Source organism: Roseibium sp. (assembly GCF_048260565.1).
Classification (GTDB): domain Bacteria; phylum Pseudomonadota; class Alphaproteobacteria; order Rhizobiales; family Stappiaceae; genus Roseibium.
On the sequence record NZ_JBLXGP010000002.1, the window covers coordinates 543309 to 568184 of the forward strand.

At 61.2% G+C, this 24876-nt stretch carries 24 protein-coding genes; 19 read left to right on the top strand and 5 right to left on the bottom strand.

Annotation, left to right across the window (positions count from 1 at the left end; translation table 11 throughout):
- The first annotated feature begins 30 nt into the window (after positions 1 to 30).
- From ACN0SO_RS06905 to lpxK, 3 genes are read left to right on the top strand one after another with little or no spacing between them, the layout of a single operon-like run.
- Positions 31 to 729, top strand: a complete 699-nt coding sequence (locus tag ACN0SO_RS06905; protein ID WP_417675904.1) for a lysophospholipid acyltransferase family protein — start codon at positions 31 to 33, stop codon at positions 727 to 729.
- Positions 722 to 2029, top strand: coding sequence for a 3-deoxy-D-manno-octulosonic acid transferase (locus ACN0SO_RS06910; protein ID WP_417675906.1), 1308 nt, complete (start codon positions 722 to 724; stop codon positions 2027 to 2029). Before ACN0SO_RS06905 ends, ACN0SO_RS06910 begins: the two co-directional genes overlap by 8 nt.
- The gene (gene lpxK, locus ACN0SO_RS06915; RefSeq protein WP_417675908.1) at positions 2026 to 3045 is read left to right on the top strand and encodes a tetraacyldisaccharide 4'-kinase; all 1020 of its coding nucleotides are present in this window, start codon (positions 2026 to 2028) and stop codon (positions 3043 to 3045) included. The genes ACN0SO_RS06910 and lpxK overlap by 4 nt, the downstream gene beginning before the upstream one ends.
- A 32-nt stretch (positions 3046 to 3077) precedes the next feature.
- Here the strand turns inward: lpxK and ACN0SO_RS06920 are convergent, their stop codons facing one another.
- A complete protein-coding gene (locus tag ACN0SO_RS06920) occupies positions 3078 to 3512 on the bottom strand; it encodes a MarR family winged helix-turn-helix transcriptional regulator (protein ID WP_417675910.1) in 435 nt (144 codons plus the stop codon).
- Positions 3513 to 3588: 76 nt separating this feature from the next.
- On the opposite strand from ACN0SO_RS06920, the gene ACN0SO_RS06925 reads away from it, so the two are divergent.
- The gene (locus ACN0SO_RS06925; protein WP_417675912.1) at positions 3589 to 4032 is read left to right on the top strand and encodes a hypothetical protein; all 444 of its coding nucleotides are present in this window, start codon (positions 3589 to 3591) and stop codon (positions 4030 to 4032) included.
- 2 nt (positions 4033 to 4034) lie between these two features.
- On the opposite strand, the gene ACN0SO_RS06930 is transcribed toward ACN0SO_RS06925, so the two are convergent.
- Entirely contained in the window at positions 4035 to 4262 is a 228-nt protein-coding gene (locus ACN0SO_RS06930; protein ID WP_417675914.1) for a DUF2093 domain-containing protein, read from the bottom strand.
- A 641-nt stretch (positions 4263 to 4903) separates the two neighbouring features.
- Here ACN0SO_RS06930 and tldD point away from each other — a divergent pair.
- Positions 4904 to 6328, top strand: coding sequence for a metalloprotease TldD (gene tldD / locus ACN0SO_RS06935; RefSeq protein WP_417675916.1), 1425 nt, complete (start codon positions 4904 to 4906; stop codon positions 6326 to 6328).
- 135 nt (positions 6329 to 6463) lie between these two features.
- Positions 6464 to 8260, top strand: coding sequence for a monovalent cation:proton antiporter-2 (CPA2) family protein (locus ACN0SO_RS06940; protein WP_417675918.1), 1797 nt, complete (start codon positions 6464 to 6466; stop codon positions 8258 to 8260).
- 71 nt (positions 8261 to 8331) lie between these two features.
- Here ACN0SO_RS06940 and ACN0SO_RS06945 read toward each other — a convergent pair whose 3' ends face one another.
- On the bottom strand, positions 8332 to 8805 hold the full coding sequence (locus ACN0SO_RS06945) for an invasion associated locus B family protein (protein ID WP_417676406.1): 474 nt from the start codon (positions 8803 to 8805) through the stop codon (positions 8332 to 8334).
- Positions 8806 to 9473: 668 nt separating this feature from the next.
- Here ACN0SO_RS06945 and coxB point away from each other — a divergent pair.
- The 8 genes from coxB (at position 9474) to ACN0SO_RS06985 (ending at position 16125) form a co-directional block, all read left to right on the top strand.
- Complete coding sequence (gene coxB / locus ACN0SO_RS06950) at positions 9474 to 10325, top strand: cytochrome c oxidase subunit II (protein WP_417676408.1); 852 nt, start codon at positions 9474 to 9476, stop codon at positions 10323 to 10325.
- An 88-nt stretch (positions 10326 to 10413) separates the two neighbouring features.
- The gene (ctaD, locus tag ACN0SO_RS06955) at positions 10414 to 12060 is read left to right on the top strand and encodes a cytochrome c oxidase subunit I (protein ID WP_417675920.1); all 1647 of its coding nucleotides are present in this window, start codon (positions 10414 to 10416) and stop codon (positions 12058 to 12060) included.
- A gap of 141 nt (positions 12061 to 12201) precedes the next feature.
- Positions 12202 to 13140, top strand: coding sequence for a heme o synthase (cyoE, locus tag ACN0SO_RS06960; RefSeq protein WP_417675922.1), 939 nt, complete (start codon positions 12202 to 12204; stop codon positions 13138 to 13140).
- A 7-nt stretch (positions 13141 to 13147) separates the two neighbouring features.
- Positions 13148 to 13303, top strand: a complete 156-nt coding sequence (locus ACN0SO_RS06965; protein ID WP_417675924.1) for a hypothetical protein — start codon at positions 13148 to 13150, stop codon at positions 13301 to 13303.
- A 7-nt stretch (positions 13304 to 13310) separates the two neighbouring features.
- Positions 13311 to 13925, top strand: a complete 615-nt coding sequence (locus ACN0SO_RS06970) for a cytochrome c oxidase assembly protein (RefSeq protein WP_417675926.1) — start codon at positions 13311 to 13313, stop codon at positions 13923 to 13925.
- A 50-nt stretch (positions 13926 to 13975) separates the two neighbouring features.
- The gene (locus ACN0SO_RS06975) at positions 13976 to 14848 is read left to right on the top strand and encodes a cytochrome c oxidase subunit 3 (RefSeq protein WP_417675928.1); all 873 of its coding nucleotides are present in this window, start codon (positions 13976 to 13978) and stop codon (positions 14846 to 14848) included.
- A gap of 115 nt (positions 14849 to 14963) precedes the next feature.
- Complete coding sequence (locus tag ACN0SO_RS06980) at positions 14964 to 15341, top strand: DUF983 domain-containing protein (protein ID WP_417675930.1); 378 nt, start codon at positions 14964 to 14966, stop codon at positions 15339 to 15341.
- Positions 15331 to 16125 carry an SURF1 family protein gene (locus ACN0SO_RS06985; protein ID WP_417675932.1) on the top strand — a complete coding sequence of 265 codons (795 nt, stop codon included), beginning with the start codon at positions 15331 to 15333 and terminating at the stop codon, positions 16123 to 16125. The genes ACN0SO_RS06980 and ACN0SO_RS06985 overlap by 11 nt, the downstream gene beginning before the upstream one ends.
- Before the next feature lie 40 nt (positions 16126 to 16165).
- On the opposite strand, the gene ACN0SO_RS06990 is transcribed toward ACN0SO_RS06985, so the two are convergent.
- Positions 16166 to 16648, bottom strand: a complete 483-nt coding sequence (locus ACN0SO_RS06990) for a peroxiredoxin (protein WP_417675934.1) — start codon at positions 16646 to 16648, stop codon at positions 16166 to 16168.
- Positions 16649 to 16746: 98 nt separating this feature from the next.
- Positions 16747 to 17577 carry a protein-disulfide reductase DsbD domain-containing protein gene (locus tag ACN0SO_RS06995; protein WP_417675936.1) on the bottom strand — a complete coding sequence of 277 codons (831 nt, stop codon included), beginning with the start codon at positions 17575 to 17577 and terminating at the stop codon, positions 16747 to 16749.
- 189 nt (positions 17578 to 17766) lie between these two features.
- On the opposite strand from ACN0SO_RS06995, the gene ACN0SO_RS07000 reads away from it, so the two are divergent.
- The 5 genes from ACN0SO_RS07000 (at position 17767) to ACN0SO_RS07020 (ending at position 24857) form a co-directional block, all read left to right on the top strand.
- Positions 17767 to 18363, top strand: coding sequence for a YqgE/AlgH family protein (locus ACN0SO_RS07000; RefSeq protein WP_417675938.1), 597 nt, complete (start codon positions 17767 to 17769; stop codon positions 18361 to 18363).
- 167 nt (positions 18364 to 18530) lie between these two features.
- Complete coding sequence (gene thrC, locus ACN0SO_RS07005) at positions 18531 to 19937, top strand: threonine synthase (RefSeq protein WP_417675940.1); 1407 nt, start codon at positions 18531 to 18533, stop codon at positions 19935 to 19937.
- Positions 19938 to 19940: 3 nt separating this feature from the next.
- Entirely contained in the window at positions 19941 to 21227 is a 1287-nt protein-coding gene (locus tag ACN0SO_RS07010; RefSeq protein ID WP_417675942.1) for a M16 family metallopeptidase, read from the top strand.
- Positions 21228 to 21274: 47 nt separating this feature from the next.
- Positions 21275 to 21913: a GNAT family N-acetyltransferase gene (locus ACN0SO_RS07015; RefSeq protein WP_417675944.1), complete on the top strand. Its 639-nt coding sequence runs from the start codon at positions 21275 to 21277 to the stop codon at positions 21911 to 21913.
- 40 nt (positions 21914 to 21953) lie between these two features.
- The gene (locus ACN0SO_RS07020) at positions 21954 to 24857 is read left to right on the top strand and encodes an EAL domain-containing protein (RefSeq protein WP_417676410.1); all 2904 of its coding nucleotides are present in this window, start codon (positions 21954 to 21956) and stop codon (positions 24855 to 24857) included.
- Positions 24858 to 24876 lie beyond the last annotated feature (19 nt).

Consider the following 24876-nt stretch of genomic DNA (forward strand, 5'->3'; position numbering starts at 1 on the left):
ATCTGGGGCCCGTTCGGACTTTTTGAAGAAATGATCAAACGTATCGGCCGCCACCCCGCCGTCGTAAGGGGTGTCGGTTCTTTCCTCGCCGGATATCTGAAATTCGTCTATCGAACCAACCGGTTCGTTTTCGAGCCCTCCGATCTGTACGGAAAACTGGATCCGCATCTGCCGGTCATCTTCGCGATGTGGCACGGGCAGCATTTCATCGTCCCGTTTTTTTCGCCCGAAGGCTGGCCGACCCGCGTGATGATTTCCCGTTCCGCGGACGGAGAGGTCAACGCGACGGTCATTCGCAAACTCGGCATCGGCCTGATCCGGGCATCGGGAAGCCAGAAGAAACATCAGATTACCAAGCGCGGCGGCATGCGTGGCTTTATCGAGGCGCTCAGGGCATTGAAGAACGGCGAGAATATTGCGATGACCGCGGACGTGCCGAAAGGGCCTGCGCGCGTATCGGGCAGCGGGATCGTTCAACTCGCCAGACATTCCGGACGTCCCATCGTTCCCGTTGCAGTGGCAACAAGCCGGAGCCTCGATCTTTCGACCTGGGACAAGGCCAGCGTCAATCTGCCGTTTGGCAAGGGAGCCGTTGTTGTGGACGAACCGATCTATGTTCCGGCGGAAGCCGATGAAGAGGAACTGGAAAATGCCCGCAAGAGCGTGGAAGCCGGTCTGAACCGGGTGACCGCGCGGGCCTATGAACTCGTCGGGCGCAGCGATGGCTGAAGCCCGGCCCTTGCTGGTGACGCTTTATCTGGCCGTCTCAAGGCTTGCAGCCCCCCTGTACCGGCTGGTGCACCTGGTGCGGTGCCGGGCGGGCAAGGACGATCCGGCAAGGGGAAACGAGAAATGGGGACGGTCCGCCATTGCCCGGCCGGCCGGTCCGGTGATCTGGATCCATGCGGCGAGCGTCGGCGAGACGAACTCGGTCCTGCCCCTGATTGAAACCCTCAGCTATCGCGGGTTCTTCGTCGTTCTGACCACGGTCACGCGAACGTCTGCGGAGCTGGCGGCGGCGCGGTTGCCGGACCGGGCTCTTCACCAGTTCGTGCCGTTCGACAGCCCCGGTTACGTCCGCGCCTTTCTCGATCACTGGCGGCCGGACATGGCCATGACCGTGGAATCGGAGATCTGGCCGGGGATCTTCGTTGCAATTCATGATCGGCAAATTCCCTTCATTCTGGTCAACGGCCGCATGTCCGACCGCAGTTTCAAAGGGTGGTCGCGCTTGCGCGAAGCCTCGGCTTATCTCTTCGGCTGCCTGGATATCGCGCTTGCCCAGACGCCGGCGGATGCGGAACGTCTGAAAAAACTGGGGTGTCGCGATGTGATCTGCCCCGGAAACCTGAAGTTCGATGCCCGTCCGAAGGATGCGGATCAGGCGCAAGTGGACCGGTTGAAGGCATCCATCGGCGTCCGGCCCGTCTGGCTGGCGGCGCTCACCCATCCGGGCGAGGACGAAATTGTCCTGCGGGCGCATCGCGCGATCCTGGACAGGATGCCCGATTGTCTGCTGATCCTGGTTCCGAGACACCCGGTGCGCGCCGACGCGATGGAAGAAACTGTCGAGTCGCAGGGTTTCTCACTGGCCCGGCGCAGCCGCCACGAACTGCCGGAAGCCCGATCCCAGGTCTACCTGGGGGATACGCTCGGAGAAATGGCATTGTTCTACCGGCTGGCGCCGATCGTGTTTCTCGGCGGCTCTTACGTCGATGTCGGTGGACATAATCCGCTGGAGGCGGCAAGCTTCGGTACAGCCATTCTCTCCGGTCCCAAAGTGGCCAATGCGCATGCGATCTACAAATCCCTCTGGGAGGGAGAGGCGGCCAAAAGGGTTGAAGATCCGGCAATGCTGGCCGAGGCGGTTCTTGCGCTGCAGACGGGCGATCAGGAACGCGAACGGCAGGTCGCACATGCCGCGGCAATTGTCGAAAGCGGGCGCGGTGCGCTGAAACAGACGCTGGAATATCTGGAACCCCTCATTGCGGGAACCGTCCAGTCATCCGGGGATGGAGTCGCGGGATGAAACAGGCGCCTGATTTCTGGTGGCGGGGTTTCAGCTGGCAGGCGCTTGTTCTTTTTCTGCCATCCCTGATCTACGGGCGCATCGCCGGGCAGCGCATGCTGCAAAATCCGCAAGGCCGCGCATCGGTGCCTGTCATTTGCATCGGAAACTTTGTGGTCGGAGGAACCGGCAAGACGCCGTTCAGCCTGCGGCTGGCGAAGCGCTTGAAAGCGGAGGGGTACAAGCCTGCCTTTCTGCTGCGGGGATATGGCGGCACGGAAGAGGGGCCGCTGGTTGTCGATGCGTTTGAGCATGATGCCGCAACGGTCGGCGATGAAGCGCTGCTGCTGGCCCGGCAGGCGCCGACAGTGATTGCCGCCGACCGGGTTGCCGGCGCCCGGCTGATCGGGGAACTCGATGCCGATATCATCCTCATGGACGACGGCTTTCAGAACCCCTCGCTTCACAAGGACCTGAGCATCGTCCTGGTGGACGCCGAAACCGGTCTTGGAAACGGACGCTGTCTTCCTGCCGGCCCCTTGCGCGCGCCGATCACCGCGCAGATTCTCAAGACCGATGTCCTCGTGGTCGTGGGCGAGGGCGATGCGGCGCGGCGGGCTGTTCATCTCGCCTCCCGCAGAGGTCTGCCGATCTGCACTGCGGCGCTTGAAGCCGACGACACGGAGTTGCTGCGGGAAGTCTCCCTGCTGGCCTATGCCGGGATCGGGCGACCTCAGAAATTTTTTGCCACTCTGCAAAAACTGGGACTGAAAGTCACCGAAACCCGAGCCTTTGCCGATCATCACGGATTTTCCGAAAAGGAAGCCCAGGCCTTGCTGACAAAGGCGGAAGCCAAGGGGCTCCAACTGGTGACGACATCGAAGGACATGGTGCGGCTCAAGACCGCCCGGCACGAGATTTTCCGTTGGCTGGCCGCACGCTCCGCCGTTTTGAACGTGACGATGAAAATTGAAGGCGAGGACCGTCTGATCGGTCTCATTCGCGAGATCAAACGGTCGCGCACTTTCAGGCGCTGAGATTTCGGGCCCTTTGACGTTAAAGGCCGAAATCATCCGGGTCTTTGCAGATTTGCAATCACCCGGCCCATCACGGCGACAAAGGCGTTTCTTTCTTCCTCAGAAAGTGTGGCAAGCGCCTTCTCGTTGACGCCGGTCGCAGCGGCCTTCGCCGGGGCTTCCAGCGCCTTCGCCTTGTCGGTGAGCCAGACGGACTGGGCTCTCCGATCCTCCGGATGCGGTTTACGGACTATCAGACCGTCACGTTCCATACGTGACAGGGTATTGGCCACCGTCGCCTGCTCGACGTCCAGGCGCCGGATCAGGTCGCGTTGGGTCAGGCCTTCCTCCGACCAGAGCTCCAGAAGGGTCATGAACTGGGCGGGCGCCAGCCCGAGGGGGGCAATTTCCCTGTGCAGGGCGAGCGCGAAGAGGCGCGCCATGTGGTTGGCGAGATAACCCGCCGATTGCAGTTTCTTAAAAGCCATAAGGCTATTTACGCATTGCATAGCACGCTATTCAAGTGCTATATAAATAGCATGCTATGTAATTGGAGTGCGAACGATGAAAGCGATCTTGCATGCGTCTGCCGGCGGACTGGCTCTGGCCCTGATTTCCGTGTTCTGGAGCGCGACCCTGATTTCGGAGTTGTTTGGAACCGAAGAAGCGATTGCCGGTGTCAAGACCGGCATCCTGTGGGCGATGGCCGGACTGATCCCGGCCATGATGGCGACCGGGATTTCGGGAGTGGTACTCGGGAAAGGCTGGCGATCGCCGGTGGTCACCCGGAAAATGCGCAGAATGCGGATCATCGCGGCGAACGGGCTGTGCGTTCTGCTGCCGTCGGCCGTGTTCCTGGCGCTGCGTGCCCAGGCCGGACAGTTCGATGTCTGGTTTTATGCCGTCCAGGCCGTGGAACTGATGGCCGGTGCCGTGAATATCCGGTTGCTGGCGCAGAACATGAAAGACGGCATCAGCCTGTCGCGTCGGCGCACCGTATCCGTTTGATATCAGGCTTTCGCCGGATGCGTTTCCTTGTATCGCTTGAGCGAAGCGGCCGCGTCCACGTAAGCCTCCTGGTTTTCCACGGACCAGTATTTCAATTCTTCCAGCGGAATGGCTGCGCCGGTAACGGCGCAGCGAACGAAGGTACCCGGGCTTTCGACCTGATAGTCGCCGTCGAGATATCGGATTTTGGCTTCGCTCGGCATGCGCGGGTTTTCGTAACGGTTCATCATTTTAATTATCCGGGGTGGCTAAAATGCCGGCATCGTTGATTGCTCAGCCGCCGGCTTCCATCTTTTGCGCGATCCTAGAGCATCGGGCGCTGACTTTGAAGCATTTGATGTCTGAAAACAGTTCGTTCGGCCAGGCGCGTCGTGTGAGCTGAGATGCGGTGCATCGTGCAAGCGGCGCAACGCAGCCGATGGACTGCTTTCAGACACCCGAAGGGCCGGGCTCTTTTGCCCGCTGACCGCGTTGGCCCGTGTTTTTGCGGCTCGCGCTTGTGGTGGGAAACACCACGGCGCGCAATCCGCCTTGCCAGCAGACAAAAGCGCGCCGGTCAAATAGTTCAAAGTTATCGTCCGATGCTCTAGGCAGTCCGGCGGGACAGGGCAAGTCTTGGGCAGAATACCTAGCTCAGATTATCGCCCGATGCTCGGAATCAGCCGAAAGCCGGGGCAAGACTTTGCCGGTGCCTTTCGGACGGGAAGCTGCGACACGGATCGGGTCTTGCGCGTGGAGAATCTCTCCCGGCAGGTGAAATCATTTGAAAAGTGTCTATGTTACCGGGAACGACACGTCACGAACCGGAGCCGGGCAGAGACGCAGGCAACGCCGCGACCTGCCGGCAGGCTTCTGAAACAGGGATTTCACCATGGCCGATATCTCCTCCGATCTCATTGAAACGTCCGGCCTTGGCCTTGAGACCGCACGGCGGATAACGGCTGACGCCCTGTCCGGCGCCGATGACGGCGAGCTATTCGTCGAATACCGCCAATCGGAAGGGCTCGTCTTCGACAACGGTCGTTTGAAGGGCGCCAACTATGACACGGCTCAGGGCTTCGGCCTGCGCGCTGTCGCCGGCGAGGCAGCGGGCTATGCCCATTCGGGTGAAATTTCCGAAGGCGCCCTGAAGCGTGCGGCCGACGCCGTGAGTGCCGTCAAGACCGGACATTCGGGCTCCTATGCGGCTGCCCCGGCTCGGACCAACCAGTCGCTCTATACCGACGCCAATCCGCTCGGCGGACCGAGTTTCGAGGACAAGGTCAAACTCCTGCAGGAAATCGACGCCTATGCGCGGGCGAAGGATCCGCGGGTGCGCCAGGTGACCGCTTCGCTTGCCGGCTCGTGGCAGGTGGTCGATATCCTGCGCGCCGACGGTCACCGTGTGCGCGACGTGCGTCCGATGGTCCGAATGAGCATCAGCGTGATCGCCGGGTCCGACGAGCGCCAGGAGACCGGGTCCTTCGGCTGCGGCGGCCGTGAAGGCTTCGAGCGCTTCATCACACCCGAAAACTGGCAGGGCGGGGTGGATGAGGCCCTGCGCCAGGCACTGGTCAATCTGGAAGCGGTCCCGGCACCTGCCGGAACACTTGATGTCGTACTCGGTCCGGGCTGGCCCGGGATCCTGCTGCACGAAGCGGTCGGTCATGGCCTTGAAGGCGACTTCAACCGTAAGAAGACCTCGGCCTTCGCCGGGCTGATGGGTCAGCGTGTTGCCTCTCCCGGCGTGACGATCGTCGATGACGGCACGATTCCGGATCGACGCGGCTCCTTGAGCGTCGACGACGAGGGAACCCCCTCCAGCCGCACCACCCTGATCGAGGACGGCATCCTCGTCGGCTATATGCAGGACCGCCAGAACGCCCGGCTGATGGGCATGGCGCCGACCGGCAACGGCCGCCGCCAGTCCTACGCCCACATCCCCATGCCGCGCATGACCAACACCATCATGATGGGGGGCGACAAGGAGCCCGAAGAAATCCTGGCGTCGGTGAAGAACGGGATCTATGCGGTCGCCTTCGGCGGCGGCCAGGTCGACATCACCTCCGGCAAGTTCGTCTTCTCCTGCACGGAAGCCTACAAGATCGAGGACGGCAAGGTGGGCGCGCCGGTCAAGGGCGCGATGCTGATCGGCAACGGGCCGGATGCCCTGACGCGCGTCGCAATGATCGGCAACGACATGAAGCTCGACCCCGGTATGGGCACCTGCGGCAAGCAGGGCCAGGGCGTTCCGGTCGGTGTCGGCCAGCCCTCCATGCGCATCAACGCGCTGACGGTCGGCGGCACCGCGGTCTGACGGCATCGATGCTGCATCATGCCGGGAGAGGCAGGCGAAATTGCCGCTGTCTTTGCAGGCTTCGGAAATGAGTTACCGATTCGGGTTACACTGATTCCCGGGTAGTCGGAGTTTAACCAGAATCCGGGAGACAGAATGGCGGTCGAAGGCGCACCCCCGTTTCTTCACGAATCGATTGTTCTGCTGACGGCGACCGTCGTGGCGGTGCCATTGGCCAAGCGCCTGGGTCTGGGGTCGGTTGTCGGCTATCTGGCCGCCGGTGTCTTCCTCGGCCCGTTCGGCTTTAAACTGATCGAGGCCGGCAAGGATGTGCTGCATGTGGCCGAACTGGGTGTGGTTCTGCTGCTCTTCGTGATCGGCCTGGAACTCGATCCGAAGAAATTGTGGCGCATGAAAAGGGATATATTCGGCCTGGGAACCGCCCAGGTCGTCCTGACGGGCCTGACGTTCTTCGGCATTGCCTCGCTTGCGGGCCTGCCGACCAGTGCGGCCCTGATCGCCGGTTTCGGCATGGCCTTGTCCTCCACCGCATTCGCCCTTCAGATCCTGCAGGAACGCGGTCAGTTGTCCTCCGCATATGGTCAGCGCGCATTCGGGATCCTTCTCCTTCAGGACATTGCCATCGTGCCGCTCCTGGCGATGGTTTCCATCCTGGCGCCGGGCCAGACAGGTGAAGGTGGCCCGGGCATTCTGGCGGAAGCCGCCAAGACGCTCGGCGCGGTCGCCGCGGTTATCCTGGCAGGGCGATATCTGGCCTCGCCCCTGTTTCTGTTTCTGGCAGGAAGCCGGGCCCGGGAAGTCATGCTCACCGCGGCCCTTCTGGTTGCGCTGGGAAGTGCCGACCTGATGCATACGGTCGGCCTGTCCATGGCAATGGGAGCCTTTCTGGCTGGCGTCCTTCTGGCCGAATCCAGTTTCAAACACACGCTGGAAGCCGATATCGAGCCGTTCCGATCCCTGTTGATGGGCCTTTTCTTTATCGCGGTCGGCATGTCACTCGATTTTACGGTTCTCGGTAACCACCTTGCCGAAGTGATTGTCGGCGTTTTCGTCGTCATGCTGGTAAAGGGCGCTTATCTTTGGGGGCTGACCCGGGTGAGCGGGTCGTCCAATTCCGACGCGCTGAGGGTCGCGGTCACCTTGCCTCAAGGCGGGGAATTCGCGTTCGTTCTGTTCACGGCCGCGATCGGAAGCCAGGTTCTGGACCATCAGTATGCCAATATCCTGAGCGCGATCGTCATTATCTCGATGCTGATGACCCCCCTGGCCTGCCTCGGTCTTGATGCGATTGCCGGACGCATGAAGGCGAGGGGGGGCGACACCCCGGCGATCGAGTCCTTTGAAGAGGCAATGCCGACGGTCCTTGTGATCGGCTTCGGCCGGTTCGGGATGATGGTCGCGCAGATCCTGACCTCGGAAGGTCTCGAGATAACGGCGATCGACAACCGCCCGGACCGGATCGCCTATGCGCGCAAGCTCGGCTACAAGGTCTACTACGGCGATGCCACGCGCGCCGACGTGCTCGCCGCGGCGGGCGCCGGCAAGGCGGCGCTCATTGCGATGTGTATCGAAAATGATCGTGTGATGGGCAAGTCGATCGAACTGCTGCGCGAAGGGTTCCCGAAGGCGCTCCTGTTCTGTCGTGCGACGGATCGGGCACATGCCCTCGTGCTGACAAAACTCGGCGTCGATTTCCAGATCAGGGAAACCTTCGAATCGAGCGTTGCCTTCGGAAAGGCAGCTCTTGAGCGGCTCGGCATTCCTGCCGATCGTATCGCCCAGATCGAGGAAGACGTCCGCCGCCGCGATCAGGAACGGCTTGCCATGGAATTGACAGACGGCCCCTTCGCAGGGACCGACCGGCTCCACGGCGTCACACCGCGCCTGCAGGCCGGTGTCGACGAGCAGGACAAATCCACCCCATCTGCCTGATCCTTTGCGCCTGATCCCTTGCCCCTGGAGCCGCGGCCGAGGGCGTCAGGCGGAGAACCAGCTGACTTCGATCAGGGCAGGGCGTCGAAGCCTGCGGAAAAGCCGTTCAGGGAGATCGGAATGCCGATGCCCTCTTCCGGCGTCTGGAAAATGATGAAGGTCGCCTGACCGCCGGCTTTCAGCTTGGCCAGCAATGCATCTTCCAGAATGACCTCGGCGATACAGCCGTTGGGAAGGCAGCGCACAAACCCCGCCCGTCCGATATCCGCGTCATCCACCCTGAGCCCAAGTCCGGAGGGAAGCAGCACGCCAAGAGGGGCGAGAACCCGGAGGATGCGCGCCTGCTTGTCGGCAGTCTTCAGGACGATAACGGAAAGCCCCACGTTTTCGCGGTCTTCGGCCGTAACGTTCTGGATCAGGGCGCATTGCTCGCTTGTGGCGCCCGGCGGCGTGTCGCAACGCATCTGCCAGTCGCCATGGGTCGCTTTGACTTCACCCTGGGCCGCCACCGGCGGCACGGAAGTGGCGAGGCCTGCCGCAATCATGCTCACGGCCAGCAGCGTTTTGCATAGTTTTTTGCCGTAGAGCCCGGCCTGCGTCCGGAGAAAAGCGGTACGGTATTGCAACGAACGGATCGACAAAGAATCCTCCAGTCAATTGCGCCAGTCGATTCCGGCCTGGATCGCATCGGTTTTCAACCGGTATCCAGAAGACGAATCAGCGTCAGATTTCATCGGCGACATTGCCGCAACAGGGTGTCCATGACCAGCCCGTAGGCGTTGTCGATAGCATATTCCTTGGTTTTTTAGCTGAATTCGGGCCGTCATTGATAAATATCAACTGGAGAGGTGTGGGCTGTCGTGAAATAATTACCCGCAACACCATTGCAGATAGCCGATTGTTGTGTTTTTTGTGCGGCATTAAGCCTCTAGTGTGATGCATGCGGCAGATCGCCGCTCCAGCTACGGGCGAGATCGCGCTACATTGGCGATTGTGTTTATGATGCGGCAAAACCGGATTGGAATGCCGTTTCTCGGGCAGGGTTCTGCCTAAATGTTGAGCGGGCTTTGCGGTCCGGGAAATAGGCATGCGTGGTCCGCCTGAAACGTGGCGGATTAAGAGGGAAGGGAGCGTAGGCGTGAAGGCTATCTTCAAGCGTCTCATGAAGCTGACTGGCGGTGCGGTTGCACTGGCCACTTCAACAGGGGCGGTTATGGCGGAATCCGGAATCAAGCCCTGGCAGCTCGGGCTGCAGGCGTCCGATACCGACGTCATGGACAGTATCCATTCGTTTAACAATCTGACACTCGGAATCGTCACAGTCATCACGCTGTTTGTCCTGGCCTTGCTGGTGATCGTGATGGTGCGGTTCAATTCCAAGGCCAATCCGACCCCGTCCCGGACATCGCACAACACGATGATCGAGGTGGTCTGGACGATCGTGCCGATTCTGATCCTTGTCGTGATCGCCATTCCGTCGTTCCGCCTGCTCTTCAAGCAACTCGACATCCCGGAATACGACATGACGGTCAAGGTGACCGGCTACCAGTGGTACTGGGGCTATGAATACGCCGACGAAGGCATGGAGGATGTGAGCTTCGATTCCATCATGATGAGTGACGAAGAGCGCAAGGAATTCGCCGAAGCCCGCGGTCTCGAGCTGTCGCAGGTGCCGCGTCTTCTGGCTGTCGACTATTCGATGGTCGTGCCGGTGGACAAGACCGTGCGTGTCCAGGTGACCGCCGCGGACGTTCTGCACTCCTTCGCCATGCCGGCATTCGGCGTCAAGGTGGACGCTGTACCGGGACGCCTGAACGAAACCTGGTTCCGTGCCCGCAGCACCGGCATCTACTACGGCCAGTGCTCCGAACTGTGCGGCAAGGATCATGCCTACATGCCGATCGCTATCCGTGTCGTTACCCAGGAGCAGTATGATGCCTGGGTGGAGGCGGCCAAGGATGACATAGACGTGGCAAAAGAGCAGCTGCTGGCCGATATCGATGCCGCGCGCAAGTCTGCCGCTGCCGACACCGCTACGGCGAATGTGAAGGTCGCCGCACGGTAAGCTTCCGGACGGCATAGAAACTGGGGTAGCTGCGCGCTCAAGGGCTAGAGTGGCGCGCAGCATTGGAAATCTACGAGGGAGCACAAGCATGGCTGCGACCGACGCCCACGCAGCGCACGATCATCCGATAGGATGGCGCCGCTACGTCTATTCGACTAACCATAAAGACATCGGCACGATGTACCTGATCTTCGCGATCATGGCGGGCATCATCGGTGGTTTCCTGTCCGTGATGATGCGCTGGGAACTGGCTGAGCCGGGCATCCAGATCTTCCACGGTCTCGCGGCCATGGTCTACGGCGCAGAAGGCGCTACCGCCATGGATGCCGGAAAGAGCATGTTCAATGCCTTCACGACGGCGCACGGCCTCATCATGATCTTCTTCATGGTCATGCCGGCCCTGATCGGCGGTTTTGCCAACTGGTTCGTTCCGATCATGATCGGCGCGCCGGACATGGCGTTCCCGCGCATGAACAACATCTCCTTCTGGCTCCTGCCGCCGGCGTTCCTGCTGCTGCTGCTCTCGGCCTTCATGCCGAGCGCGCCGGGCGCCTACGGTGTGGGCGGCGGCTGGACCATCTACCCGCCGCTGTCGACCACCGGTCAGCCCGGGCCTGCGATGGACCTGGCGATCCTGTCGCTGCACATTGCCGGTGCCTCCTCGATCCTCGGGGCGATCAACTTCATCACCACCATCTTCAACATGCGTGCGCCGGGCATGACCCTGCACAAGATGCCGCTGTTCGCCTGGTCCGTACTGATCACCGCGTTCCTGCTGCTTCTGTCCCTGCCGGTTCTGGCCGGCGGTATCACCATGCTGCTGACGGACCGCAACTTCGGCACGACGTTCTTCGATCCGGCCGGCGGCGGTGACCCGATCCTGTTCCAGCACCTGTTCTGGTTCTTCGGCCATCCGGAAGTGTACATCCTGATCCTCCCGGGCTTCGGCATCATCAGCCACATCATCTCCACCTTCTCCCGCAAGCCGGTCTTTGGTTACCTCGGCATGGCCTACGCCATGGTCGCCATCGGCGTCGTCGGCTTCATCGTGTGGGCTCACCACATGTACACGGTGGGTATGTCGGTCGACACGCAGGCCTACTTCGTGGCGGCTACCATGGTCATCGCGGTGCCCACGGGTGTGAAGATCTTCTCCTGGATCGCTACCATGTGGGGGGGCTCCATTGAGTTCCGTACTCCGATGGTCTGGGCAATCGGCTTCATCTTCCTGTTCACCGTTGGCGGTGTGACCGGTGTGCAGCTTGCCAACGCCGGTCTCGACCGCGCCCTGCACGACACCTATTACGTCGTGGCTCACTTCCACTACGTGCTGTCGCTTGGGGCCGTGTTCGCTATCTTCGCCGGCTGGTACTACTGGTTCCCGAAGATGTTCGGCTACATGTACAATGAAATGATCGGGAAGGCGCACTTCTGGATCACCTTCATCGGCGTGAACCTGGTCTTCTTCCCGCAGCACTTCCTGGGTCTTGCCGGCATGCCGCGCCGGTATGTCGACTACCCGGATGCGCTGGCCGGCTGGAACATGGTTTCCTCCATCGGCTCCTACATCTCCGCTTTCGCGGTTCTGGTGTTCCTCTTCGGTATCGTCGAGGCCTTCGCCAAGAAGCGCGTTGCCGGAAACAACCCGTGGGGCGAAGGTGCGACGACGCTCGAGTGGACCCTGTCGTCCCCGCCGCCGTTCCACCAGTTCGAGACGCTGCCGCGCATCAGGTAACGGCATCCGGCCGGGGGCGTTCATTACTCCCGCCGGCCGGAATCGACACCCGGCATCGCGCTGTCCGGCGCGGTGCCGCAACATAAAAACCGCCGGCGTGCAAGTTGCCGCCGGTTTGGGAAGAAAATAAGGATAGGCCGCATGTCGCTCGCAGAGCGCCACGAATTGATGACCGGAGAAGACGCCACCTGGGACGGCGGAATGGGATCGGTCGGTGACTATATCGCGCTGTTGAAGCCGCGTGTCATGTCACTGGTGATCTTTACGGCCTTCGTCGGCATGATGCTGGCGCCGGGCGGGCTGCATCCGGTTCTCGCGGGCGTGGGCCTTCTGTGCATCGCCATCGGCGCGGGGGCGTCCGGAGCGCTGAACATGTGGTACGATGCCGATATCGACCGCATCATGTCGCGCACCCAGAAGCGTCCGATACCCGCAGGTAAAGTGACCCCTGAAGAGGCCCTGGCATTCGGCCTGACTCTCTCTCTAGGCTCTGTTTTGACACTCGGCCTGCTGGTGAACTGGTTCGCTGGCGCCTTTCTCGCCTTCACGATCTTCTTCTATGTGGTGATCTACACCATGTGGCTGAAGCGCTCCACGCCGCAGAACATCGTCATCGGTGGCGCGGCCGGCGCATTTCCCCCGATGATCGGCTGGGCGTCTGTCACGGGCAATGTCAGCCTGGAAAGCCTGATCCTGTTCCTGATCATCTTCATGTGGACGCCGCCCCATTTCTGGGCTCTGGCGCTGTTCAAGAGCGGCGACTACCGCGCCGCCGGCATTCCGATGATGCCGGTCGTGGCAGGCGAATCCTCCACGCGGACGCAGATCCTCGCCTATGCGGTCATTCTTGCGCCGATCGTGGTCAGCCCGTATCTGCTCGGTTTCGCGAGCCCGGTGTATGGCGCCGTGTCATCCGTTCTGAGCGCCGTATTCGTTGCGCTCGCCTTCAACGTCTGGCGGAAGCGCGAGGGTGATGCCGCCCGCAAGGCCGCGGTCCGGCTCTTCAGCTATTCGATCCTGTATCTCTTCCTGATTTTCGCTCTCCTTCTGGGCGAAAACCTTCTGGCACGGCTGGTCTGAGGTGGTCATGGAAGACGATGGCGTGAAACTGACCGAAAAGCAGAAGAAGAACCGTCGTTCGCGGTCGATCGCGATCGCGCTTGTGCTCGCCGCGCTGGTTGTTCTGTTTTACGTGGTCACCATCGTGAAGATGGGGCCTGACGTTCTCACCAGGCCTTTGTGAGGATCGCATGACCAACCGCCCCGCCACACAGCCTGATCAGTCTGCGCGCCGGAACCGGATCGTCGGTCTGATCTGCGCCGGCCTGTTCGTCTCGATGATCGGCGCGGCCTATGCCGCGGTTCCGCTTTACCAGCTTTTCTGCCAGGTGACCGGTTATGGCGGCACGACCCAAAGGGCGGAAGCCGAATCCGATGTGATCATCGATCGTGAGATCACCGTTCGGCTCGACGGCAACGTCAATCCGGCATTGAACTGGACGTTCAAGCCCAAGATAAAGACCGTCAAACTGAAAATGGGCGAAACCGCCCAGATGGTCTATCTGGCCACCAATGACTCCGACCATCGGACCATCGGCACGTCGGTTTTCAATGTCACGCCGAATGAGGCCGGATCCTATTTCAACAAGATCCAGTGCTTCTGTTTTACAGAGCAGGCTCTTGAGGCCGGCGAAACGGTGGAAATGCCCGTGGTTTTCTTCGTCGATCCTGAAATGGCGAAGGATCCGATCCTGACGCACGTGAAGGAAATCACGTTGTCATATACCTTTTTTCCGGTCGATGAACCGGTTAAACCAGTTGCGGCGCGGACCCAAAATGATCCGGTCGCGGAAGATAGGCTATAGAACCGTGGCGATGGACGCGACGGTCATTGGGAACTCTGGGGAGCACGCCTATGGCTGAGGCACACACCAAAAATCACGACTACCATCTGGTTGACCCCAGTCCGTGGCCGTTTACCGGCTCGGTCGGCGCATTCATCATGGCCATCGGCGCCATTGGCTGGATGAAGGGCCTTCAGGATAAGGAATTCGCCATTTTCGGCGTCGACCTTACCGGTTGGGGCATCTTTGCGGTCGGCCTTCTGATTGTGCTCTACACCATGTTCGGCTGGTGGCGTGACACGATCCGTGAATCCGCACAGGGCCATCACACCCGCGTTGTTTCTCTCCATCTGCGCTACGGCATGATCCTGTTCATCGCTTCGGAAGTGATGTTCTTCGTGGCCTGGTTCTGGGCCTATTTCGATGCGTCGCTGTTTGCCGGAGAAGCGATCCAGTTCACTCGCGCCGAGGTGACCGGCGGCCATTGGCCTCCCGCTGGTATCGAAACCTTCGATCCGTGGCATCTTCCGCTGCTGAACACCATTATCCTGCTGACCTCCGGCACGACCGTGACCTGGGCGCACCATGCACTGCTGCATAACGATCGCCAGGGCCTGAAGTGGGGCCTGACGCTGACCGTCCTGCTCGGCGTACTGTTCACCATGACCCAGGCGTTCGAATATGCGCACGCTGCCTTCGACTTCGGCGGCAATATCTACGGCGCAACCTTCTTCATGGCGACCGGCTTCCACGGCTTCCACGTGATCGTCGGTACGATCTTCCTGCTGGTCTGTCTGATCCGGGCGCTGAACGGTGGCTTCACCCCCGAAAAGCATTTCGGCTTCGAGGCTGCCGCCTGGTACTGGCACTTCGTTGACGTGGTCTGGCTGTTCCTGTTCGCCTCCATCTACGTCTGGGGTGCGGGCGTGCCTGCCGCCCACTGATCGGGCACAAGAGAGATTGCCAGGCGCCCGGTCCTCATGAAGGATCGGGCGCTTGTCGTTTGACAACACAATTCGAAACGGTGGGGGCCGGTCGAAAGCTTAAGGAGGCGCGAGCGTGACAGATAAAGCCCATTACCCGCCGGTTAATCCCATTTCAGCCGGCTTGTCCGGACGCTGCCCGCGCTGCGGTCAGGGAAAGCTGTTTTCCGGATTTCTCTCCATTGCCAAGTCCTGCCGCAACTGCGGCTTGAGCTATGATTTCGCCGACAGCGGCGACGGACCTGCCGTGTTTGTCATCATGATCGTCGGCTTCGTCGTCGTCGGTCTGGTGCTGGCCGTGGAACTCGCCTTTCAGCCGCCGATTTGGGTTCACCTCGTCGTCTGGCTGCCGCTGACGGTCATCCTAGCAGGAGGCGTTCTGCGTCCCCTGAAGGGCGTGCTGATTGCCCTGCAGTACAAGCACAATGCCGAGGAGGGCCGTCTTGACCAGTAAGACGGCCGCCGGAAACAGCAGTCCGTTCCGAAAATTGTTGTGGCCCTTCATCGCGACGGTGTGCGCGTTGGCCATCCTTTTAAAGCTCGGATTCTGGCAGGTTGACCGTCTGACCTGGAAGGAAGCCCTGATCGCCAAGGTCGCCGCGGACCTTCAGCTCGATCCGGTGCCGGCCCCGGGGCCGGACCAGTGGCCGTCTATGGATCTGGAAGAAGCCGACTACCGCCATGTCATGACCAGCGGTCGGTTCCTGGAAGGCGCGGCGCTTTACTATATCGCGCTTTCCCAGGCCAACGGCCGATTTTCCGGGCCGGGTTACTTTGTCTACAGCCCGTTTGAGACCGACAACGGCTGGCTGGTCATGGTCAACAGGGGCTTCGTCCCGCAGGATACGCCTGCGGAGGTCAGGTCGGCCGCCTTGACGCCACCGCCCGGAACCATCCGCATCGAGGGAGTATTGCGCCGTTCAGAGAAGCCGAATTGGGCAACCCCGGAATCCGATGCGGCAAACCGGACCTGGTTCGCGCGGGACACGGACGACATGGCCGCCGTGCTGGGCATCCCTGACGAGAAGATCGCCCCGTACAGCATCGATCTGGACGCAAGGTTTACACCTGCCTCGGGCCTGCCCCAGGCTGGAGAGACGATCGTGAAGTTCAAGAACGATCATCTGGGCTATGCCCTGACCTGGTTCGGCCTTGCCGCGACCCTGGTCGGCGTCTTCATCACCTATGCGTTCAGCCTCATCCGCCGCGCACGGGCAAATAAAAACGGGGACGCATAGGTCCCCGTTCTCAAATGGAACGAACCGTCCGGTCTGCGGTTCAGGACAGCGCCTCAAGAATGGCTGCCGCACCGGACTGTGTCACCTCGCGGCCGTCCTCCGTGCCCAGATAGGTCACAACGCCATCCTTGGCGATCAGCGCGAACCGCTGGGCGCGGGTGTGGCCGAGGATCGGCGCTTCCATCGACAGGCCGATCTCCTTGACGAAGTCGCCCGACGTATCGGACAGGAATTCGATCTTGCCGGTGGCATTGGTGGCCTTGGCCCAGGCGTCCATGACGAACAGGTCGTTGGTCGCAAGCACGGCAATGGTATCGACACCCTTCGCCTTGATGGTGTCGCCATGTTCCACGAAGCCGGGCAGGTGGTTCATGTGGCAGGTGGGCGTGAAAGCGCCCGGAACGGCGAAGAGCACGACAGTCTTGCCGGCGAAGATATCGTCCGTGCTGATTTCGCCCGGGCCATCGGCCGTCATGTGATGAAATTTGGCCTGCGGAATTTTGTCGCCGACTTTGATGGTCATTCAGGTATCTCCCCAAGTGTCTGAAGTCCGTAATAGCACTTAGGGCTTGTCGGGACGACAGTCGAGTGCCGGTATGGATAAATCTGCATGCGGGAAGATTATTTCAGCAGGTCCGCAGACAGTGCATGACGGCTTTCCACCGCCTTGTCGCCATCGACAAGAACGAGCGTCAGCATCGAACCATCACCGGTCCGCGCAAGACCGTTGGTCGAAAGTGTCCAGACAGCCATACCGCCATCCCGCGATTGGAGGTCCGGGACGCCGATGTAAGAGCCTTCCGGGCCTTCGGCAAAAAGCCCGGGTTCAGGTGTGTCCGGATCGACCTTGGCCGTGATCGTCAAAACCGGAGCGTTCTTGCCGGGCGCGCTGGTGATCGAGACGATCCCGGAAGCCGGTCCTTCCACGGTTTGGGGCACCAGAGCCAGGTCCCGGTCGATCAGCATTGCCGAGACCGTGTCTTCCTCTGCCGATGGTTCCAGCACGAGGTCGAACACCCCGTCGCCGGGCACGCAGATGTCCTTGCAGATCCCGAAAAACAGGGATGCTTGCAATCGCACGGGGGCTTGCGGGTCGTCCGGCGTGATCAGGATCGGCAGGACGACGTTCTCGTCATAAACGATCGAGGTGGAAAAGCCGTCGTTGTAGCGGCCGGGTGCCGGATACAGGATGTCCGCCTTGGCAAGGTTCTGCGAGCCGGAAAAATCGAAGGTCGGTGGAACACCGGCTTCGCCCGGATAGCGCCAATAGGTATGCCAGCCGGGATCGAGGGAAAATTCCAGGCCCGCCCGATAGATCCCGCTTTCCATGGGCCCTGCGGTGACGAGCCGTACCGCGCCGCCGGTCACCGAAACCCAGTCGGTGGTCGTCGCCTTTACCGGCAGACTTGCAAGGCAAAGCGAGACAAAGAGGAGAAAAAGTCTTGTTCTCATGAGCGATACCTACAACATCGAGCAAGCGGCGTCACGGGAGGGATAAACGCAAGCCGGTCATTTCGGTGTGACAGATACGTGAGCAGGCTTTGCGGCCAACCGTATCGGAAGGCGTTAACAATCGCGATGGAACAGGTTAGGGTTACGTCGCGCGCTGGAATTTGTGAGTGATCAACTGGTGAGGTGTAGATGACGGATCAGTCGACCGCGGTTTCTCTTGAAGGGCAGCTGTTGGTTGCCATGCCGAACATGATGGACGGGCGGTTCGATCACTCCGTTATCTATCTGTGCTCCCATTCCGAACAAGGCGCGATGGGTCTGGTTCTGAACCAGGTTGCGCGTCATTTGTCCCTGGAGGAGCTGCTGATCCAGCTTAACATCCTGAACGACGATACCGCGATCCGTCTGCCGTCGAAGATCCGTGAGATGAATGTCCACAAGGGCGGGCCGGTCGAGGTCGAGCGCGGGTTCGTGCTTCACAGCGACGATTTCGTCATCGAACGATCGACGCTTTGTATCGCCGACGGGATCTGCCTGACGGCGACCCTTGAGATTCTCAAGGCCATGGCCGAAGGGGGCGGGCCGGAGCAGGCGATGCTTGCGCTCGGCTATTCCGGTTGGGCGCCCGGGCAGCTTGAGAGTGAAATCCAGGCGAACGGCTGGCTCAACTGTCCGGCAAACCCGCAGCTCGTTTTCGATCCGGTCTATGATGACAAATGGCAGCGCGCGCTGATGTCGATCGGTATCGATCCGGCGATGCTGTTCGGCGATGCTGGGCACGCCTGAACCGGGCAAGGCTTAATTCTTCAAACGGAAAATCCGCTGTCGGGGTGAACTAACCCCTGACAGGCCTATGGTTTTGTTTTAAATCCGGCGAAGTTTGATTTAGGGTGAGCGAAAACCGGAAGCGCGTTGTTTCCGGCGCGAAAGAGAGTTTGGAGGCAATTGGCGCGGTGAGATATTTCAGTACGCGTGGCGAAGCACCGGTCCTTGGATTTTCCGACGTTCTTCTCCAAGGCCTGGCGCGGGACGGCGGGCTCTACCTGCCCGAATCCTGGCCGAGCTTTGACGCGGCCAAGATCGCTTCCTTTGCCGGCAAGCCCTACGCGGATGTTGCGTTTGAAGTGATCGCGCCCTTCGTCGGCGACGCTGTTCCAGCCGAAAAGCTCCGCAAGATGATTGCGGACACCTACGCGGAATTTCGCCACGAGGCGGTGACGCCGCTGGTGCAGATCGCACCGAATGCCTTCGTCCTGGAGCTGTTCCACGGCCCGACGCTCGCCTTCAAGGATGTGGCGATGCAGTTCCTCGGCAGGATGATGGACCATGTCCTGACAGAACGGGGCCTGCGGGCGACCATCGTGGGCGCCACGTCCGGCGACACCGGCGGCGCCGCGATCGAGGCGTTCCGAGGGCGGGAACGCACCGACGTCTTCATCCTCTTCCCCGACGGCCGGGTGTCCCCGGTGCAGCGACGGCAGATGACGACGCCGTCGGAAGCCAACGTCCATGCCCTGGCTCTCACCGGGAATTTCGATGACTGCCAGGCGATCGTCAAAGGCATGTTCAACAACTTCGCTTTCCGCGACCGGGTGGCGCTGTCCGGCGTGAACTCGATCAACTGGGCGCGGATCCTGGCGCAGATCGTCTATTACTTCGTTTCCGGCGTTGCCCTGGGAGCCCCCCACCGGCCGGTGTCCTTCACCGTTCCGACCGGCAATTTCGGCGATATCTTTGCCGGCTATGCGGCCATGCAGATGGGCCTGCCGGTGGAAAAGCTGGTGGTGGCAACCAACGTCAACGATATTCTGGCGCGCACGCTTGAGACCGGCCGTTACGAAATGCGCGGCGTGACGGCGACCACGTCTCCCTCCATGGACATTCAGATTTCCTCCAATTTCGAGCGGCTGCTGTCGGAAGTCTACGGTCATGACGGAGAGGCCGTGCGCGGACTGATGAACCGTCTGTCCCAGTCGGGCAGCTTTACCATTGCCGACGCTCCGCTGGCGAAGATCCGGGAACGGTTTGCCGCCGGGCGCTGCGACGAAGCGGAGACGGCTGCGACGATTGCGGACACCTTGAAGGGCAGCGGCTATCTGCTCGATCCGCATACTGCGATCGGTGTGCATGTCGCCAGGGATCATGCCCGTGACGGTGTGCCCATGATCGTGCTCGGCACGGCCCATCCGGCGAAATTCCCGGATGCGGTGGAAGCAGCCTGCGGTGTCCGGCCGGACCTGCCGGACGAGCTTCAGCCGATGATGACGGCGGAAGAGCGCCAACAGGTCCTTGCGGCCGACCAGTCCGCGGTGGAAAGGCATATCGAGACCCATGCCCGCGCCGTACACAGCGGGGTTTGATTGATGCAGGTCCGGACAAGCACACTTGCAAATGGCATGACGGTCGTCACCGACCGGATGCCGCATTTGAAGACGGCAGCCCTGGGGATCTGGGTGAGAACCGGATCCAGGGCGGAGAACCAGGACCAGAACGGCATCACCCATCTGTTGGAACATATGGCGTTCAAGGGGACCCTGTCCCGGTCGGCACGCGAGATCGCCGAGCAGATCGAGGCGGTCGGCGGCGAGCTGAATGCCGCCACGAGCATCGAGCACACCAACTACTACGCCCGGATCCTGGCCGAAGACCTGCCGCTCGCCGTCGATCTGCTGTCGGATATCCTGCAGAACTCCACCTTCGACGAGGAAGAACTGACACGCGAGAAGCACGTCATTCTGCAGGAGATCGGGGCCGCGCACGATTCTCCGGAAGACCAGGCCTTCGATCTGTTTCAGGACACCGCCTGGCCGGATCAGGCCATCGGGAGGCCGATCCTCGGCACGCCGGAAACGGTCAAGGGGTTCAGCCGGGATGCCTTGAACCACTATCTCCGCTCCCGGTATCGCGGGCCGGACATGATCCTGTCCGCCGCCGGCGCCGTTGACCATGATGTCCTGGTCGCACTGGCCGAGGAAAAGTTTACTGGTATCGGTTCCGAGCCGGCGGAAAACGGAACCCGGGCGCAGTATCGGGGCGGGGAACAGAAACTCCAGAAGGATCTGATGGAAGCGCAGATCCTGATCGGCTTCGAGGGCAGGCCGTACAAGTCGCCGGACTATTACGCGATCCAGATCCTGGCCTCCGTGCTGGGCGGCGGCATGTCGTCCAGGCTGTTCCAGGAAATCCGCGAAAAGCTGGGTCTGTGTTACGCGATCTACAGTTTCCACTGGGCGTTTTCCGATACCGGCCTTTTCGGGCTTCATGCGGCGACGAGCCAGGAAGACATCGCCGATCTGATGCCGGCGATCGTCGATGAACTGAAGTCGGCCTGCGAAACGGTCACCGATGAGGAAGTCGCCCGGTCCCGTGCCCAGATCAGGGCAGGACTGATGATGGCGCTGGAAAGCCCGGCGGCCCGGGCCGGCCAGATCGCCCGCCAGATTCTCGTCCATGGCCGCACCCTGACCCTTGAGGAAATTTCCGAAAAGATCGAAGCCGTAACGGCGGCCGACATTCGCCGTGTGGCGCATGAGACCTTTACCGGATCGACACCGACACTTACCGCCGTCGGCCCGGTTGGCGAGATAATGAGTGCCGATGAGATTTCGCAACGGCTGAACGCACCGCTGTTGAAAGCGGTATCGATGTAGGTTGCGATCTCATTCAGGAGGTCGGGGCCGAGGAAAGGGGGTCAGGCATGTCACTCTTGCGCTCCACGATCGCGCTGGACGCCGAGCCCCGCATCGAATCGAGCACGCACTATCTGCGCCCGCCCGTCATCGGCGATTTCCGCGCCTGGGCCGAACTCAGGGCCGCCAGCCGCGAATTCCTGAGACCCTGGGAGCCTCTGTGGCCGAGGGACGATCTGACCAAGTCCGGTTTTCGCCGCCGGTTGCGTAAATACGCCCGGGACCGGCGGGACGGACGCAGCTATCCCTTTCTGCTTTTCAGTGCGCGAACCGGCGAATTGCTCGGTGGCCTGACGCTCTCCAACATCCGCAGGGGCGTGTGCCAGTCCGCCACGATGGGCTACTGGATGGGCGCGCCCTTTGCCGGAAACGGCCATATGAGCCATGCCGTCCGCCTGGTCCTTCCCTATTGCTTCGATGTCCTGGGGTTGCACCGGGTCGAGGCCGCCTGCCTGCCCAACAACGCCCCTTCCATCCATCTCCTTCAAAAAGCCGGATTTCGGCGCGAAGGCTACGCCCGCAAATATTTGCTGATCAACGGTAAATGGCAGGATCATCTTCTGTTTGCCTGTCTCGCCGAAGATCATGCGCTTGCTTGCGAACCGCCCACCGTGTCGGGCGGGAGAACAATGAAAGAAATCTTGTGACATGCGGCGCAACCCGATACTCATTCGGCCCATGTCAGAAATGTTACCGGAACGGCTCGTGGGCATTCGTAAATATCTTGCCGCATTACTCCTTGGATTGATTGGGTTTTTTGTCACCGTGCCCGCATGGGCGGTGGAACCGATCCTGGTGCCGATCGATGCCGATGCCCTGGACCTGACCAATATGGTCGAAATTCACGCCAATGCCGGTCCGCGCCTGCAGGTCTCCACCGCGCCGGGCGCCGACGGGATCGTGCGCCGGATCGAGGTTGCCTCCAGGGACGGTGAGAACAAGAGCTGGGCGGTTTTTGCGCTCGCCAATACCAGTGACGAGCAAATCGACCGGCTTCTGGTCGCGCCCTACTTCCAGCTCGTCGGCTCCAAATTGTTCTGGCCGGATCTCGGTTCTTCGCGGATCACGGCCATCACCCCCAGCCAGGGGATCGCGCCGACACGGCAAAGGAGCCTGGAGGCGGACGTCTTCCTGGTGACGCTCGATCCCGGATCGGTGGTGACCTTCGTCGCCGAACTGACGTCGCCGAACCTGCCGCAGTTCCGGCTCTGGGAGCCGGATACCTATACGGAGAAGGTGAACGCCTACACGCTCTATCGCGGCATCGTGCTCGGGATTTCCGGGTTGCTGGCGCTGTTCCTGACCATTCTGTTCGTGGTCAAGGGGACGGTGATGTTCCCGGCAACCGCCGCCCTTGCCTGGGCGGTTCTGGCCTATCTGTGTATCGATTTCGGTTTCTGGAACCTGGTGTTCAATCTGAAGGAGGGGGGCGACCAGCTCTACCGGGCCTATGCGGAGGTGATGCTCGCGGCCAGTCTGATCATCTTCCTCTATGCCTATTTGAACCTGAACCGCTGGAACATCCACTATTCTCACCTGGCGCTGACGACGCTTGTCCTGCTGCTCGGCCTCATCGGGGTCGCGGTCTGGGATCCTTCCGTCGCCGCCGGCGTCGCACGCCTGTCTCTGGGGATCATCGGCATTCTCGGATTCATCACGATTATGGTGCTTGCCTTCCAGGGCTACGACCGGGCGATCATGCTGATCCCGACGTGGTGTCTGCTGATTGCCTGGCTGATCGGTGCGGCCATGACGATCACCGGCACACTGGCGAACGATATCGTGCAGCCGGCCCTTGGCGGCGGCCTCGTCCTGATCGTGCTGCTGATCGGGTTCACGGTCATGCAGCACGCCTTCGCAGGCGGCGCCATCGCGCAAGGCCTGATTTCCGATGTGGAGCGCAGGGCGCTCGCGCTGACGGGCGCCGGCGACATCATCTGGGACTGGGATGTGGACCGGGACCGGATCTTCACCGGGCATGAGGTCGAGGACCTCCTCAACCTGCGCCACGGCACGCTTGAAGGCCCCGCACGCGACTGGCTCGAAGTCCTGCATCCCCAGGACCGGGACCGGTTCCGCGCCACGCTGGACGCAGTGATCGACCAGCGCCGGGGCAAGGTCGTCCAGACCTTCCGCCTGCGTTCCGAGGACGGCCATTTCCGTTGGTTCCGGCTGCGCGCCCGGCCGATCATCGGCTCCGACGGCGAAGTGATCCGCTGCGTCGGTACCCTGCTCGACGTGACCGAGGAAAGAACCGCCGAGGAACGCCTGCTGCACGATGCAGTTCATGACAATCTGACCGGGCTGCCGAACAGGGAACTGTTCATGGACCGTCTGCAGGGTGCCCTCGCCAACGCCCGTGCGGACGGAAGAAGCAAGCCGGCCGTGATGATCCTGAACCTCGACCGGTTCAAGCAGGTCAACGACAGCATCGGCCTGTCCGCCGGCGACAGTATTCTGCTCACGGTCGCGCGCCGGCTCGTTCGCATGATCGGTGAACAGGATACCCTCTCGCGTATCAACGGCGACCAGTACGGCCTGCTTGTGCTGTCGGAGCCGGAGCCGGACCGGATCGTTGCTCTGGCAGATGGCCTGAGAAAAGCGGTCCGCTCGCCGATTACCTTCGGCGACCGCGAAATCTTCCTGACCTGCTCCGTTGGCATTTCGTTGTACGAGGATGAAAAACAGACGTCGGAAGACCTGATCACCAACACGGAGATCGCGCTCAATCATGCCAAACGGCTGGGTGGCGATCGCCAGGAGGTGTTCCGCCCGATCCTGCGTCCGCTCGGCAAGAACATCATCGATATGGAAAGCGACCTGCGCGAGGCAATCCGCAAGGAAACGCTCGGGGTCTTCTATCAGCCGATCATTCGCCTGGAAGACCGGACAATCGCGGGCTTTGAAGTGCTCGCGCGCTGGAACCATCCCAAGCGCGGCAAGATCGCTCCCGCAGAATTCATCCCGGTTGCCGAACAATCCGGCCTGATCAATGAACTTGGCATGTACATGCTGGAAAAGGGCGCGCATCAGTTGGCCTTCTGGCAGCGGGAGACCGCGATGCCGAGGCCGTTGTTCGCATCGGTCAATCTCTCGTCCAGGCAACTTCTGAAGCATGATCTGATCAACGACGTGAAAGCGGTTCTGTCACGCTGTTCACTGGCGCCGGGAACCTTGAAGCTGGAACTGACGGAATCACTCGTCATGTCCAACCCGGAATACTCCGCCAAGGTTCTGGAGCGGCTGCGCGCCTTGGGGGCGGGCCTCTCGCTGGATGATTTCGGCACGGGCCATTCGTCGCTGTCCTACCTGCAACGGTTCCCCTTCGACACGATCAAGATCGACCAGTCTTTCGTGAAAGCGAACGGAAAGTCGGCACGGCCCGTCCTGCTCAGGACGATCGTCGCCATGGGGCACGATCTCGGCATGTCCGTGGTGGCCGAAGGTGCGGAAAGCGAAGCGGACGCGCTGGAACTTTACCAGCTCGGCTGCGAATTCGCGCAAGGCTTCCATTTCGGTCAGGCGGTATCGGCGGACGAGGCGAGCAAGCTGCTGCGCCGTCAGCCGGCGGCGGAAGCCCATACAGCCTGACGCGCCTTCGTCGAATTTC